This window comes from Comamonas sp. w2-DMI, from assembly GCF_040187735.1.
GTDB classification, from domain to species: domain Bacteria; phylum Pseudomonadota; class Gammaproteobacteria; order Burkholderiales; family Burkholderiaceae_C; genus Comamonas; species Comamonas terrae.
Genome location: NZ_JBANEL010000001.1, coordinates 152,763 through 167,252, shown reverse-complemented (window position 1 = coordinate 167,252; position 14,490 = coordinate 152,763). Strand labels below are relative to the sequence as shown.

General features: G+C 69.5%; 15 protein-coding genes. 13 read left to right on the top strand and 2 right to left on the bottom strand.

The features are described from left to right. Positions 1–121 precede the first annotated feature (121 nt). From V8Z74_RS00705 to V8Z74_RS00650, 12 genes are all read left to right on the top strand, one after another. On the top strand, positions 122–553 hold the full coding sequence (locus V8Z74_RS00705; RefSeq protein WP_349707427.1) for a prepilin-type N-terminal cleavage/methylation domain-containing protein: 432 nt from the start codon (positions 122–124) through the stop codon (positions 551–553). 94 nt (positions 554–647) lie between these two features. Beyond that, positions 648–1,007 (top strand): type II secretion system minor pseudopilin GspI, encoded by a 360-nt coding sequence (gspI, locus tag V8Z74_RS00700; protein WP_066473774.1) that lies wholly within the window; start codon positions 648–650, stop codon positions 1,005–1,007. 134 nt (positions 1,008–1,141) lie between these two features. Then, the gene (locus V8Z74_RS00695) at positions 1,142–1,840 is read left to right on the top strand and encodes a prepilin-type N-terminal cleavage/methylation domain-containing protein (RefSeq protein ID WP_349707426.1); all 699 of its coding nucleotides are present in this window, start codon (positions 1,142–1,144) and stop codon (positions 1,838–1,840) included. A gap of 84 nt (positions 1,841–1,924) precedes the next feature. Further along, a complete protein-coding gene (gene gspK, locus V8Z74_RS00690; RefSeq protein ID WP_502879416.1) occupies positions 1,925–2,860 on the top strand; it encodes a type II secretion system minor pseudopilin GspK in 936 nt (311 codons plus the stop codon). A 45-nt stretch (positions 2,861–2,905) separates the two neighbouring features. Next, entirely contained in the window at positions 2,906–4,135 is a 1,230-nt protein-coding gene (gene gspL, locus V8Z74_RS00685; protein ID WP_349707425.1) for a type II secretion system protein GspL, read from the top strand. Beyond that, the gene (locus tag V8Z74_RS00680) at positions 4,132–4,707 is read left to right on the top strand and encodes a type II secretion system protein M (protein ID WP_349707424.1); all 576 of its coding nucleotides are present in this window, start codon (positions 4,132–4,134) and stop codon (positions 4,705–4,707) included. The genes gspL and V8Z74_RS00680 overlap by 4 nt, the downstream gene beginning before the upstream one ends. Positions 4,708–4,719: 12 nt before the next feature. After that, positions 4,720–5,544: a type II secretion system protein N gene (gene gspN, locus V8Z74_RS00675; protein ID WP_066473792.1), complete on the top strand. Its 825-nt coding sequence runs from the start codon at positions 4,720–4,722 to the stop codon at positions 5,542–5,544. Positions 5,545–5,547: 3 nt separating this feature from the next. Then, a complete protein-coding gene (gspD, locus tag V8Z74_RS00670; RefSeq protein ID WP_349707423.1) occupies positions 5,548–7,953 on the top strand; it encodes a type II secretion system secretin GspD in 2,406 nt (801 codons plus the stop codon). A gap of 13 nt (positions 7,954–7,966) precedes the next feature. Next, positions 7,967–9,340 (top strand): GspE/PulE family protein, encoded by a 1,374-nt coding sequence (locus V8Z74_RS00665; RefSeq protein WP_349707421.1) that lies wholly within the window; start codon positions 7,967–7,969, stop codon positions 9,338–9,340. 189 nt (positions 9,341–9,529) lie between these two features. Then, positions 9,530–10,531, top strand: a complete 1,002-nt coding sequence (locus tag V8Z74_RS00660) for an LLM class flavin-dependent oxidoreductase (protein WP_349707420.1) — start codon at positions 9,530–9,532, stop codon at positions 10,529–10,531. A 12-nt stretch (positions 10,532–10,543) separates the two neighbouring features. Further along, positions 10,544–11,239, top strand: a complete 696-nt coding sequence (locus V8Z74_RS00655) for a helix-turn-helix transcriptional regulator (protein WP_349707419.1) — start codon at positions 10,544–10,546, stop codon at positions 11,237–11,239. Between the two features lie 98 nt (positions 11,240–11,337). Further along, entirely contained in the window at positions 11,338–11,976 is a 639-nt protein-coding gene (locus V8Z74_RS00650) for a glutathione S-transferase family protein (RefSeq protein WP_349707417.1), read from the top strand. 12 nt (positions 11,977–11,988) lie between these two features. Here V8Z74_RS00650 and V8Z74_RS00645 read toward each other — a convergent pair whose 3' ends face one another. Next, positions 11,989–12,738: an SDR family NAD(P)-dependent oxidoreductase gene (locus tag V8Z74_RS00645; RefSeq protein WP_349707416.1), complete on the bottom strand. Its 750-nt coding sequence runs from the start codon at positions 12,736–12,738 to the stop codon at positions 11,989–11,991. Positions 12,739–12,885: 147 nt separating this feature from the next. Here V8Z74_RS00645 and gspF point away from each other — a divergent pair, with 147 nt between their 5' ends. Continuing rightward, the gene (gene gspF, locus V8Z74_RS00640) at positions 12,886–14,115 is read left to right on the top strand and encodes a type II secretion system inner membrane protein GspF (RefSeq protein ID WP_349707415.1); all 1,230 of its coding nucleotides are present in this window, start codon (positions 12,886–12,888) and stop codon (positions 14,113–14,115) included. 69 nt (positions 14,116–14,184) lie between these two features. Here the strand turns inward: gspF and V8Z74_RS00635 are convergent, their stop codons facing one another. Beyond that, positions 14,185–14,487, bottom strand: a complete 303-nt coding sequence (locus tag V8Z74_RS00635) for a DUF4148 domain-containing protein (protein WP_349707414.1) — start codon at positions 14,485–14,487, stop codon at positions 14,185–14,187. Between the last annotated feature and the right edge of the window lie 3 nt (positions 14,488–14,490).

The following is a 14,490-nucleotide window of genomic DNA, read 5'->3' as shown; positions in this document are numbered from 1 at the left end:
CCACGGGGGCCCTGACCGGCTGCGCCGAACCCCGCCTTGGAAACAGCACGGCGGCGGAGCCTGTGGCATCACGCTCTCTTGCTGCATGCGGTAATTGCAGCTTGTGACTTCTTTGCGCTCCATGCCGTCCTTTCAAAAAGGCTTCACCCTGCTTGAGTTGCTGGTGGTCATCAGTCTGATGGCGCTGGCCACGGCGGGCATCAGCCTGAGCCTGCGCGACAGCGGCGAGCAGCAGCTCGAGCGCGAAGCCCAGCGCCTGGCCACGCTGCTGGAATCGGCCCGGGCCCAGGCGCGCACCAACGGCAGCCTGGTGACCTGGCGCCCCGTGGGCCATGGCTTTCGCTTCGATGGACTGCCCAAGCATGTCACCATGCCGACCCAATGGCTGCAGGCCGTCGTGCAGGTACAGCCCGTCACGCCGCTGGTGCTGGGGCCCGAGCCTTTGATCCCTGCACAAAGCATCACGCTGTCATTGCCCCAGTCGTCGCTGGCACCGCTGCGCATCGCCACCGACGGCCTCAGGCCCTTTACCGTGCAGACGACCAGCCCATGAGAGCAACAAGCCCTCCCCTTGGCTCGCTGCATGGAGCCTCAGCCCCTCTGCCAAGCGCCGGCCACGCCGCTTTTCATCCTGGAGCCGCCCAGAGATGAAACGAAACCAGCGCGGCTTCACCCTGATCGAGGTGCTGGTTGCCGTGGGCATCGTGGGCGTGGCCCTCATGGCCGGCCTGCAGACCAGCAGCGCACTGACGCGCAACGCCCAGCGCCAGGCTGACGTGACGCTGGGCCAGCTGTGCGCCCAAAACGAATTGGTGCGACTGCGCCTGACGCAGCAGATGCCTACCGTGGGAGACAGCACCGTGGCCTGCGAACAGGCCGGCCGGACCCTGCAGGTACAGCTGAGCGTGCGCCCCACGCCCAACCCCAGCTTCCGGCGCGTGGATGCCCAGGTATTCGCCGACAGCCTGCCGGTGCTCCGCGTTTCGACCATTGTGGGGCGGTATTGATGACCTTCCCTGAGCCCCTTCGCGCCTTCCCCCCAGGGGGGACAACGGTCCTTGCCGGGGCAGCCCATGCGGCAGGACGGCGCGGCCGGCTCAGGCCCTTGCAGACCGTTTCTGGCTTGGGCCGTGCCCGCTGTATGTTCCACCAGCCTGATTCAGCCCGGAAAAAAAGCCGGGATCGCGGCTTTACCCTGGTCGAGCTGCTGGTCGCGATTGCCGCGCTGGCGCTGCTGGCCCTCATGAGCTGGCGCGGCCTGGACGGCATGATCCGCACCCAGCAGTCCACCCGCGAGCAGGGCGAGCAGCAGGCCGTGCTGCAGACCGTGCTGGCCCAATGGAATGCCGACCTCAATGCCCTGATGCCGCTGGAGCACATGCAGGCACTGGATTGGGACGGCCTGGTGCTGCGCCTGACCCGCAAGAGCAGCGGCGCCGTGGACAACGGCGCCGTGGTCGTGGCCTGGAGCCAGCGCAATATCGGCGGCCAGCCCCAGTGGGTGCGCTGGCAGTCGCCGCCCGTGCGTACGGCCAGCCAATGGAACGATGCCTGGATACAGGCCGGCCAATGGGGGCGCAATCCCTCCACAAGCCAGCAATCGCGCGAGACCGTGCTGCTGCCGCTGGCGCAGTGGCGCATCTATTACTACCGGGGCAATGCCTGGACCAATCCCCAATCCAGCGACGCCAGCAACGGCGCCAACGCACCCAGCAGCGGCACCCTGCCCAGCCTGCCCGACGGTGTGCGCGTGGAGCTCAGCCTGCCCGCAGGCCGCTCCATCAGCGGCAAGCTGACCGTGGACTGGGTAAACCCGCTGCGCATCAATTCGAGATCATGAGCCCCCCCCAAGCCGCTTCACGCCCTTGCCCCCAAGGGAACGACGCCTTCGCTGCGCCAGCGCGGCGCGGCGCTGCTGGCTGCGATGCTCACTGTCACGCTGGTCGCCACGCTGGCCGCTGCGGCGCTGTGGCAGCAATGGCGCGACGTGGAGATCGAGAGTGCGGAGCGCAACCGCATGCAGGCCGGCTGGCTGCTGCTGGGAGCGCTGGACTGGTCGCGCGTGGTACTGCAGGAGGACGGGCGCGCCAACCGCACCAATCAGGTCGACCACCTGGGCGAACCCTGGGCCGTCCCCTTGCAGGAGGCCCGGCTCTCGACCTTTCTGGCCGCGCGCAACAACGTCAGCCAGGCGGACGACAGCGGCGCCGACATGCTCGACGCCTTCCTGTCCGGGGAAATCGTCGACCTGCAGTCGCGCCTGAACCTGCGCAATCTGCTCGACACCGCCGGCAAGTCCTATACGGAGGAAACCCTCAGGCCTTTTGTGCGCCTGTTCGGCCGCCTGGGCCTGCCCTCCGGCGCGGTGCTGCAGATCGCCAACGGCCTGCAGCAGGCCCAGGGAAAGAGCCCCGATGCGCCACTCATGCCGCGCACCGTGGCGCAACTGGCCTGGCTGGGCATCAGCCCCCAGCTGATTGCCCGCATCGAGCCCTATGTCAGCCTGCTGCCGGAGCGCACGCCCGTCAACCTCAATACCGCCAGCGCCGAAGTGCTCTGGGCCAGCAGCGAGGATCTGGACTGGTCCGCCGCCAACCAGCTGGTGCAGCAGCGCAACACCGCGCCCTTCAAGTCGCTGGATGCCGCGGCCAGGGCGCTGGGCAGGACCGGCCTTTTCAACAGCAACCAGCATGCCGTCTTCACCCGCTACTTCGAGGCGCGCGGGCGCCTGCGCCTGGGCGAGAATGTGCTGAGCCAGCGTTCCGTGCTGCTGCGCAACGACATGCGGGTCACGACGCTGTGGCAGGAGCATGCGGATTGGGGTATGCCCGCAGTCCAGGCGCCAATCCCGGTGCAATAACACCCAGCTGTCACATAGCCCCCATAGAATGCGCCATTTCCCCTCATGAGTTCACTGTTTCTCCTGCTGCCCGCGCATGCTGCGGGCGCCGCCAGCGAATACGCCTACGCCCGGAGCAGCGACGGCCAGCATGTGCAGCACAGCGGCCAGGCTGCGGCATCCATGCTGCCCGCTGCGGGGCGGGCAGATGCGGTCGTGGCCGTCGTGGCATGGCAGATGCTTTCCTGGCACCCCATCACGCTGCCGCCGGGCCTGAACCCGAACAGCCGCCGCCAGCAACCCCGCGTCAGGGCGGCGCTGGAAGGACTGCTGGAAGAGAAGCTGCTGGACGACCCCGCGTCGCTGCACCTGGCGCTGGCGCCCCAGGCGCAGGCTTCCGAGGTTTGCTGGGTGGCCGCCTGCGACAAGCAATGGCTGCGCAGCCATCTGCAGCACCTGCAGGCCTCGGGCCATGCCGTGACCCGGCTGGTGCCCGAGCTGGCGCCCACGGCCGAGGCCCGGCTCTGGGCGCTGGGCGATGCCGCCCAGCCCTGGCTGCTGGCCAACGGCATCGACGGGCGCGCCAGCCTGGCCGCCATGCCGCTGAAAGCCGATGCCTCGGCCATTGCCGCTTTGCTGGCCGCCCTTCCCGCCGATGCCCCCGTGCTGGCCGAACCGCAACTGACGCGACTGACCGAGGCCTGGAACCGGCCCGTGGAAATCCAGCCGTTCGCGCAACGCCTGCTGGCCGCAGCGCGCAGCCCCTGGGACCTGGCCCAGTTCGACTTTCACCTCGGCAGCCACACCCGCTGGCGCCGCCGGCTGCAGGAGGCCTGGCAAAGCTTCAGCCGCGCGCCGCAATGGCGGGCCGCCCGCTGGGGCGCGGCCCTGGCTGTCGTGGCCCAGCTTGTCGGCCTCAATGCCTGGGCCTGGAAGGAAAACCATGCGATCGCCCAGCGCCAGCAGCAGGCCGTGCAAACGCTCAGAGACACTTTTCCCCATATTCCCGTGATCGTGGATGCCCCGGTGCAGATGCGGCGCGAACTGGATCTGCTGCGCAGTGCCTCGGGTGCGCTCTCGGCCGGCGACCTAGAGCCCCTGCTTGCGGCCAGCGCCCAGATCCCCGGCATCCAGGCCGCCACCGGCCTGCAATACCAGGAGCGCCAGCTGCGCATCCAGGGACTGGCGCTGGATGGCCAGGCTCTCACCGATGTACAGCAAAGCCTGGCCGGCAGCGGCCTGCGGCTGGAGCGCGCCGGTAGCGACTGGGTGCTGCAGGCGGAGGCCTCCCCATGAAAAATCCGGCGTCTTCCATTTCTCCGTCCGCCTCGGCGGCCAGGGCGCTGCAGCCGCTGCGCGCGCGCTGGCAGCAGCTGGCCGCCCGCGAACAGACTCTGGTGCTGGTCGCCGGCGCCTTGCTCGCACTGGCCCTGCTGTGGTGGCTGGCCGTCGCGCCGGCCCTGGGCAGCCTGCGCACGGCGCCGGCCCGCCATGCCCAGGCAGACCAGCAGTTGCAGCAGATGCTCAAGATGCAGGCCCAGGCCCAGCAACTGCGCCAGAACGCCGCGTCGCCCGCACAGCCGCAGCCGATGGGCGACCTGCAGTCGCAGCTGCAGAAATCGCTGCAGGCCGAGCTCGGCGGCAGCGCCCAGATGCAATGGCTGGGCAACCGCGCCCAGGTCACGCTGACGGCCACGCCCGCGCCCGCGCTGGCCCGCTGGCTGGCGCAGGTGCGTGACAACACGCATGCCGCCGCCTCGGAAATGAAGCTCAGCCGTGCCGCCGCCGCGGACAAGCCCGCCGCCGATGCCGCCACCCGCTGGAGCGGCAGCCTGGTGCTGGACCTGCCGGAGCCGGCCGCGCCGTAAGAGACCCGCACCATGCGCGCAACGCCCTTGCCCCTTCCGCGCTCCCGCCGTCCCCGGCTGGATGAGCGGGCGCGCTCGCCGCGCGGCTGGGCCGTCGCCGGCGCGCTGCTGGGCCTGCTGGCCAGCGCCACGCTGTGGGCACCGGCCTCGTGGGTCGCACAGGCGGTGCAATCGGCCACGCAGGGCCAGGTGCAGCTGCAGGAGCCGCGCGGCACGGTATGGAACGGCTCGGCCCGGCTGGTGCTGACCGGCGGCGCCGACAGCCATGACCAGGCCGTGCTGCCGACGCGGCTGCAATGGCAGCTGCACCCGCAATGGACGGGTGCCCGGATCAGCATGCAAAGCGACTGCTGCACGGCCGCACCCATGACGGCGCAGCTGCGCGCGAGCCCGGGCGGCGTGTCCGTCCTGGTCGACGACGGCCAGCTGCGCCTGCCGGCCGAGCTGCTGGCGGGCCTGGGCACGCCGTGGAACACCGTGGCCCTGCAGGGCCAGCTGCGCCTGTACACCATGGGCCTGCAATTGCACTACCGCGCCGGACGCCTGCACAGCCAGGGACGCACGCGCCTGGAGGCCCTGGCCGTTTCCTCGCGCCTGTCGCTGCTGCGCCCGCTGGGCAGCTACCGGCTGGACCTGGACGGCGGCGACAACACCCGCCTCACGCTCTCCACGCTCGGCGGCGATCTGCAGCTCAGCGGCGAGGGCCAGTGGGTGGGATCGCGCCTGCACTTCAGGGGCGAGGCCTCGGCCAGCCCCGAGCGCGAAGCCGCCCTGTCCAATCTGCTCAATATTCTGGGACGCCGCCAGGGCGCGCGTTCCATCATCACCTTTGGTTGACCCATGAATCCGCACTCGACTTCCGCCTGGCGCCACGCTCTACATTCCATAGCTGCTGCCGCGCTTGTAGCCTGCGTTACAGCACCTGTTCATGCGCAAACCCAGGCAGCGCCTGCGAACGCCACTCCCAGCCTGCGGCCCGGCGAGCCCGTCACGCTGAACTTCACCAATGCCGACATCGAGGCCGTGGCGCGCGCCATTGCCGCCATCACCAACCGCAACGTGGTGGTCGACCCGCGCGTCAAGGGCCAGATCACGCTGCTGACCGACAAGGCGGTGCAGCCCGCCACGGCCTACCAGCAGTTCCTGGCCGCGCTGCGCATGCAGGGCTTTACCGTGGTCGAGACCGCCGGCCTGTACAAGGTCATTCCCGAGGCCGATGCCAAGCTGCAGGCCAACGAGGTAGCCATCAGCCAGGGCGGCCGCGGCAGCCACGCGGGCGGCGGGCAGATCGTCACCCAGATCTTCAAGCTCAACTACGAGAACGCCAACAACCTGGTGCCCGTGCTGCGGCCGCTGATCAGCCCCAACAACACCATCAACGTCAACCCCGGCAACAACTCCCTGGTCATCACCGACTATGCGGACAACATCCAGCGCATCTCGCGCATCGTGGCCAGCATGGATGTTTCCAATGCCACCGATGTGGAGGTGATCCCGCTGCGCCACGCCGTGGCCGCCGACATGGTGGCCCTGGTCAACCGCCTGCTCGAAGGCGGCGCCGCCACGGCCGGCGCAGTGCCGGCCGCCGCAGGCACCGCGACGGGGCAGACGGACAACAGCTTTCGCACCTCCATCCTGGCCGAGCCGCGCAGCAATTCGATCCTGATCCGCGCGGCCAATCCCGCGCGGCTGGCGCAGATCCGCTCGCTGGTCGCGCGCCTGGACCAGCCTGCCATGGCGGACGGCAGCAACGACGCGGCCGGCAACATCCATGTGGTGTACCTGAAGAATGCCGATGCCGTGGCCCTGGCCGCCACGCTGCGCGCAGCCATCAGCGCCCAGACCACGGCCGCCAGCGCGCTCAGCGGCCAGCCCGGGGCCGCCGCAGCGGCCGCGGCCGGCACAGCCACCAACGGCGCATCCCAGCAGCCCGTCATTTCGCGCGGCACCGACGGCAGCGCCACGGTGGGCCTGGGCGGCGGCACCAACGGCCCGAGCTCGCGCTTCGGCACGGCGCAGCAGCCGTCGACGGGCGGCATGATCCAGGCCGATCCGACCAGCAACTCCCTCATCATCACCGCACCGGCGCCCCTGTACCGCCAGCTGCGCGCCGTCATCGACAAGCTCGACGGCCGCCGTGCCCAGGTGCTGATCGAGGCCCTGATCGTGGAAGTCTCCGCCGACAAGGCGGCCCAGTTCGGCGTGCAGTGGAGCTCCATCATCCGCAACAACGGCCGCATCGTGGGCGTGCTGGGCAACGGCACCTCGGTCAGCGGCATTCCCAACATCTTTGGCGTCTCGGGCGCGGTCAGCGGGCTGATCAACAACGGCAGCACCTCCGACTCCGGCGCCGCCGCGCTGGCCGGCATGAAGGGCATGAACCTGGGCTTCACCCAGACCGTCAACGGCAACACCAGCCTGGGCGCACTGGTCAATCTGATGCAGGGGGATGCGGACACCAACATTCTGTCCACGCCCAACCTGATGACGCTGGACAACGAGGAGGCCAGCATCATGGTGGGCGAGAACGTGCCCTTCCCCACGGGCTCCTACACCAACACCGGCACCAGCGGCACGGTCAACCCCTTCACCACCTACGAGCGCAAGGACGTGGGCACGCTGCTGCGCATCCGCCCGCAAATCAACGAGAACGGCACCATCAAGATGGCCGTCTACCAGGAGAACTCCGCCGTCAAGCCGGGCACTGCCGTCAGCGCCAGCGGCGCGACGACGACCAAGCGCTCCATCGAATCCAATGTGCTGGTCGAGGACGGCGGCATCGTGGTGCTGGGCGGCCTGATCGCCGACGAATACCAGCAGAGCCAGGAGCGCGTGCCGCTGCTGGGCGACATCCCGCTGGTCGGCAACCTGTTCCGCAACACGGCCCGCTCGCGCAAGAAGACCAACCTCATGGTGTTCCTGCGCCCCATGGTGCTGCGCGACGCCAATGCCTCCAGCCAGCTTTCGCAGGACCGCTACGAGGCCATCCGCGGCGCGCAGCAGACGGTGCAGCCCGATGCCAACCTGCTGATGCGCAACGTCAGCGGGGCTGCCGTGCTGCCCGCCGCCGGCGCCGCAGCGCCGGTCGCCCAACCCAATCTGGCCATCGTCCCCGGCGCCAAGCCGGAGCTGGTGGACTTCACGCGCCCCGGCCGCCCCACCGTGGACGGCAAGCCGGTGCCGGCGGTACCCGCGGCTCCCGCCACGCCCGGCGCTGCGGATGCCGCGGCGCCCGGCGCCCTCTAAGCCAAGGCCACGCATGCGCTACCCTCTGCCCTATGCCTTTGCCCGCAGCAGCCAGCTGCTTGTGGAAGATGACGGCCAGGAGCTGCTGCTGTGGCACGGCCCACAGCCCGACTGGTCGGCGCTATCCGAAGTGCAGCGCAAATACGCGGATACCGGCGGCGTGCAGCGCTGGCAGATGCTGGATGCCGCGGCGCTCGCGCACCGCATCAGCGCCGCCTATTCGCAAAGCGAATCCAGCGCGGCCCTGGTGGTCAGCGAGGTCGAGTCGGATGCCGATCTCTCGCGCATGATGCAGGAGCTGCCCGCCGTCGAGGACCTGCTGGAGACCGCCGACGACGCGCCCATCATCCGCATGCTCAACGCCCTGCTCACCCAAGCCGCGCGCGACGGCGCCAGCGACATCCACATCGAGCCCTACGAGCGCCATTCCAGCGTGCGCTTCCGCGTGGACGGCGACCTGCGCGAGGTCGTGCAGCCCAACCGCGCGCTGCATGCGGCCCTGATCTCACGCCTGAAGATCATGGCCGACCTGGACATTGCCGAAAAACGCCTGCCCCAGGACGGCCGCATCAGCCTGCGCCTGGGCACGCGCGCCATCGACGTGCGCGTCTCCACCCTGCCCAGCGCCCATGGCGAGCGCGCCGTGCTGCGCCTGCTGGACAAGAGCGAAAGCAAGCTCAGCCTCGAAGCCGTGGGCATGGGCGGCGAGACGCTCAGGCGCTTCACGCACCTGACGTCCCAACCCCACGGCATCGTGCTCGTCACCGGCCCCACGGGTTCGGGCAAGACCACCACGCTGTATGCGGCGCTGCAGCGCATGGACGCCAGCCACAACAACATCATGACGGTGGAGGACCCGATCGAGTACGAGCTGGCCGGCGTGGGCCAGACCCAGGTCAACGCCCGCATCGATCTGACCTTCGCCAAGGCCCTGCGCGCCATCCTGCGGCAGGACCCGGATGTGATCATGATCGGCGAAATCCGCGATTTCGAGACCGCGCAGATCGCCATCCAGGCTTCGCTCACCGGTCACCTGGTGCTGGCCACGCTGCACACCAACGACGCGGCCAGCGCCGTCACGCGCCTGATCGACATGGGCGTGGAGCCCTTTCTGCTGTCGTCCTCGCTGCTGGGCGTGCTGGCGCAGCGCCTGGTCCGCAAGATCGACCACAGCGAGCCCAGCGGCTACAAGGGCCGCACCGGCATCTTCGAGCTGCTGGTGGTGGACGACGCCATCCGCGCGCAGATCCACCGCCAGGCCAGCGAGGCCGAGATCCGCGACACCGCGCTGGCCGCCGGCATGCACCTGATGCGCGAGGACGGCGAACGCCTGGTGCGCGAAGGCATCACCACGCCCGAGGAAGTGCTGCGCGTGACGCGCGACTGACCCCGGGCAGCCGAGCAGGACGCAACGGAACCGGGCGTCCCTGAACCGGGCGTCCCTACCCGCGCCCGGAAATTGAGGCTTTGCCAGAATGGGCTGCATGCCGGAGCAAACCCCGGCTTTCATGGTCAAAACCGGCTGAAACGCTTTGCCATCAAGCGCTGGCAGCTATTCATCTGATATGGGGTCCCGATGAAACCGCTCAACAAGGTTCAACTGTCCATGCTCGATCTGGTCGCCGTGCGCGAAGGCGGCACCGTGGCCGATGCGCTGCAGATCGCCGTGCGCACGGCCCAGTGCGCCGAACGCCTGGACTTCGCCCGCTACTGGCTGGCCGAGCACCACAACATGCCGGGCATCGCCAGCTCGGCCACGGCCGTGCTGATCGGCCATATCGCGGGCAGCACCTCGAAGATCCGTGTCGGCTCGGGCGGCATCATGCTGCCCAACCATGCGCCGCTGGTCGTGGCCGAGGCCTTCGGCACGCTGGCCGAGCTGTATCCGGGCCGCATCGACCTGGGCCTGGGCCGCGCGCCCGGCACCGACGGCCCCACCATGCGCGCGCTGCGGCGCGACCGCGTGGAAACCGAGGAAGACTTCCCGCGCGACGTGCAGGAGCTGCAGCGCCTGCTGGGCCCGGCCCAGCCCGGCCAGCGCATCGTGGCCATGCCGGGCGCGGGCACCCATGTGCCCATCTGGCTGCTGGGCTCCAGCCTGTTCTCGGCCCAGCTGGCCGCGCACCTGGGCCTGCCCTATGCGTTTGCCTCGCACTTCGCGCCGCGCATGCTGCACCAGGCGCTGGCCATCTATCGCCAGATGTTCAAGCCTTCTGCCACGCTGTCCAAGCCCTATGCCATCGTCGGCGTGCCCGTGATCGCGGCGCCCACCGACGCCGAAGCCCGGTTCCTGGCCAGCAGCACCTACCAGCGCGTGCTCGGCATCCTGACCGGCAACCGCACGCGGCTGCTGCCGCCCGTCGAAGGCTTCATGGAGCAGCTCTCCGAGCGCGAGCGTGCGGCCATCGCGGACTTCCTCGCGATCGGCGTGATCGGCGGCCCGGACACGGTGCGCCAGGGCCTGCAGGCACTGGCCGATGCCACCGAGGCCGACGAGTTCATGATGGTCAGCGATGTGTTCGATGCCGACCTGCGCCTGCGTTCACTCGAAATCACGGCCCAGGCCATGCGCGCCTGACGCGAGCCCTGCATGAGCCGTTCCGCCCGCCTGCTGCAGCTGCTGGACGCGCTGCGGCGCGCGCGCCGGCCGCAGCCCGGCCCGGTGCTGGCGCAGCAGCTGGGCATCAGCCTGCGCACGCTGTACCGCGACATCGCCACCCTGCGCGAGCAAGGCGCGGACATCCTGGGCGACCCCGGCCTGGGCTTCGAGATGCGGCCCGGCTTTCTGCTGCCGCCGCTGATGTTCACGGCCGACGAGCTCGAGGCGCTGATGCTCGGCGCCCGCTGGGTGGGCAAGCAGGCCGACGGACAGCTGGCCGCGGCGGCGGCTTCGGCGCTGGAGCGCATACGCAGCAGCCTGCCCATGGAACTGCGCACGGAGATCGATACCAGCGGCCTGCTGGTGCCCGACATGCAGGCCGCGGAACGCACGGCCGAGCCCTGGCAGGGGCCGCTGCGCCTGGCCATACGCAGCCAGCACAAGGTGCTGCTGCGCTACCGCGATCAGAAGGAGCAGGCCAGCGAGCGCTGCGTCTGGCCGTTTGCCATGGGCTTTTTCGAGCATGTGCGGGTGCTGGTCGCCTGGTGCGAGCTGCGCCAGGATTTCCGCCATTTCCGGGCCGACCGCGTGCTGCAGGTGCAGGAACTGGCCGAACGCTATCCCGAGACGCGGGCCCGGCTGATCCAGCGCTGGTCCCGGCAGATGGGCTACCGCATCGGGCGCTGAAACGCTGCATCGCTGCTGACAGAAACTGTCAGCCCCCGTGCGTACATTGCGTGCATGGCGGCGCCGCCATCCCGTTGAAACCTTCAAGGATGTATGCCATGACCCAAGATTCCGATGCTCCCCTGCGCTTTTTCTTCCATCCCCGTTCCCGCGCGCGCATCGTGCGCTGGATGCTGGAGGAATGCGAAGCCCGCTACGAACCCGTGCAGCTGGAGTTCCGCACCACGATGAAGTCTGTCGAGTACCTGGCCATCAACCCCATGGGCAAGGTGCCGGCGCTCACGCACGGCAGCACCGTCATCACGGAGAGCGGCGCCATCCTGGCCTATCTGGCCGAACTGTTCCCCGAGAAGCGCCTGGCCCCGGCGCCGGGTACGGCCGCACGCGGCAGCTATTACCGCTGGCTGTTCTTCCTGGCCGGCCCCGTCGAGGCCGGCATGTCGGCCAAGTCCCAGGGCTTTCTCGAGCACCAGAGCGACGAGCAGGCGCTGTCCGCCGGCTATGGGCGCTACGACGACGTGCTGGCCACCCTGCGCCAGGCCGTCGAAGGGCGGCAATACCTGTGCGGCGACCATTTCACGGCTGCCGACGTGCTCATGGCCAGCTACCTGCGCTGGGGCATGATGATGGGCAGCCTGCCGGCGCTGCCCGCCTTCAAGGCCTATGCCGAACCGCTGCAGCAGCGCCCTGCCGCGCTGCGGGCCCTGGCCCTGGACGAGGCCCTGGCGGCCGCCTGACGGCCCGCGCGGCTAGCGCGCCATATAGCCGCCGTCGACCGGATAGTAGGCGCCGGTGACAAAGGAAGCCCGCTCGCTGGCCAGCCAGGCCACGAGCTCGGCCACCTCCTCGGGACGGCCCAGCCGGCCGATCGGGTGGCTGGCCACCAGCTGCGCATGGGCTGCCGGGTCCTGCTCGAGCCGGCCGATCAGCGGCGTCTGGATGAAGGCCGGCCCCACGGCATTGACGCGCACGCACTGCTGCGCGTATTCGAGCGCCGCGGCCTTGGTCAGGCCCAGCACGCCATGCTTGGCCGCGACATAGGCCGCGGATCCGGCAAAACCCACGGTGCCGAGAATGGAAGCCATGTTGATGATGGAGCCGCCCCCGCCCTTGAGCATGGCGGCGATCTGGTATTTGCAGCCGTAGAAGACGCCCGAGAGGTTCAGGCGCAGCACCTGTTCCCAGGCCTGCAGCGGATAGTCGGCCGTGGGCGCGCTCTCGCCGCCCATGCCCGCGTTGTTGCAGGCCACGTCCAGGCGCCCGAACCGGCGCATGATCTGCGCCACCAGCTCCTCATGGTCCTGGGCGCTGCCGGCATCGCAGCGCAGGCACAGCGCCTCGCCGCCGAACTCCTGCACCAGCGCCGCCGTTTCCAGGCTGCCGCCCTCGTCGATATCGGCCACGACCACGCAGGCGCCCTCGCGCGCCAGCACCAAAGCCACGGCGCGCCCTATGCCCGATGCCGCTCCCGTCACCAGTGCCACTTTGTTGCTCAGCATTCCAGTCTCCTTCTGCCCGGTTTCGGATGGAGTCTTCATTCTGGCGCAGCGCCCGCGGCAAGACACGGTGCGCATCTGAAGCCAGGCTGACATCAACAGACGCTAACATCGCGGCTGGACCCACTCACCGACCGGATTACCGCGCGCATGCCCGCCTTTTCATTTGAAGCCCTGGATGCACAGGGCCAGACCCGCAAGGGCACGCTGGAAGCCGACAACGCCCGTGCCGCACGCAACCAGCTGCGCAGCCAGTCCCTGGTGCCCCTGCAGGTGGAGCCCGTGGCCGGGGGCGGCGACCGTCACGCGCAGGCCTCCGGCTGGCAGAACTGGCTGACGCGGCCCGTGCTCAACTCCACGGCGCTGGCGGTCTGGACGCGCCAGCTCTCGGGCCTGGTCGGCTCCGGCCTGCCGATAGAGCGCGCGCTGGCGGCCCTGGCCGAGGAGGCGGACGATCCGCGCCAGCACCATCTCGTGGCGGCGCTGCGTGCCGAAGTCAACGGCGGCTCCACCTTTGCCAGGGCGCTGGCCCAGCATCCGCGCGAGTTCTCGGAGATCTACTGCGCCGTGATCGGCGCCGGGGAGTCCGGCGGCAGCCTGGCCCTGGTGCTGGAGCGGCTGGCCGACGACCTCGAGTCGCGCCAGGCCCTGCAGTCCAAGCTGATCGGCGCCGCGCTGTATCCGGCCATCGTGACGCTGGTGGCCATCGTCATCGTGCTGTTCCTGGTCAGCTATGTGGTGCCCCAGGTGGCCAGCGTGTTTGCGGGCACCAAGCGCTCGCTGCCGTTTCTCACCGTGGCCATGCTGGCCATCAGCGATTTCGTGCGCCACTACGGCTGGGCGTTGCTGGCCCTGCTGGTCGCAGGCGGCCTCGCCTTTCGCATCGCGCTGCGCAACGCGGGCTTGCGCGAGCGCTTCGATGCCCAGTGGCTGCACCTGCCGCTGATCGGCCGCCTGGCACGCAGCTACAACGCCGCGCGCTTTGCGGGCACGCTGGCCATGCTGGCAGGTGCCGGCGTGCCCATTCTCAAGGCCTTGCAGGCCGCGGCCGAGACCCTGAACAACCGCGCCCTGCGCGCCGATGCCATGGATGCGCTGGTGCTGGTGCGCGAAGGCGCGCCGCTGGCCTCGGCGCTGGCGCAGAAAAAACGCTTTCCGGGCCTGGTCGCCATGTTCGCGCGCCTGGGCGAGCAGACCGGCCAGCTGCCGCTGATGCTGCAGCGCGCCGCCACCCAGCTCTCCACCGAGGTGCAGCGCCGCGCCATGCACCTGGCCACCATCCTGGAGCCCCTGCTGATCGTGGCCATGGGCCTGGTCGTCATGCTCATCGTGCTGGCCGTGCTCATGCCCATCATCCAGCTCAACCAGTTCGTGAAGTAGACGGCGGCGCAGATGCAAAAAAGCCCGGGAGCCAGGCTCCCGGGCTTTTTATTGCACAGGCCGTATCGATCAGCCGGCGAAGTTCAGCTGGCCAGCGGCTTCGGCTGCAGCGGCTTCCTGGCGCACCTGCTCGCGCGACAGCGAGGAAGCAGCCTGTGCCTTGGGGGCCTCGTACACATCCTGGTGCACGGGCATGGCGTTCAGGGCCATGGCCTGCTGCACTTCGGCGGACACCTGGGCGCGGGTCACGGTGCTGGCAGCCTGGGCGGCGGCAGGGTACTGGCCGTCGGTGAAATCGAGGCCGGCGGCCTGGGCGGCGATGGCGGAAACGGCGAGAGCGGCAACAGCGGCAAAGCGGATGGTGTTTTTCATGAA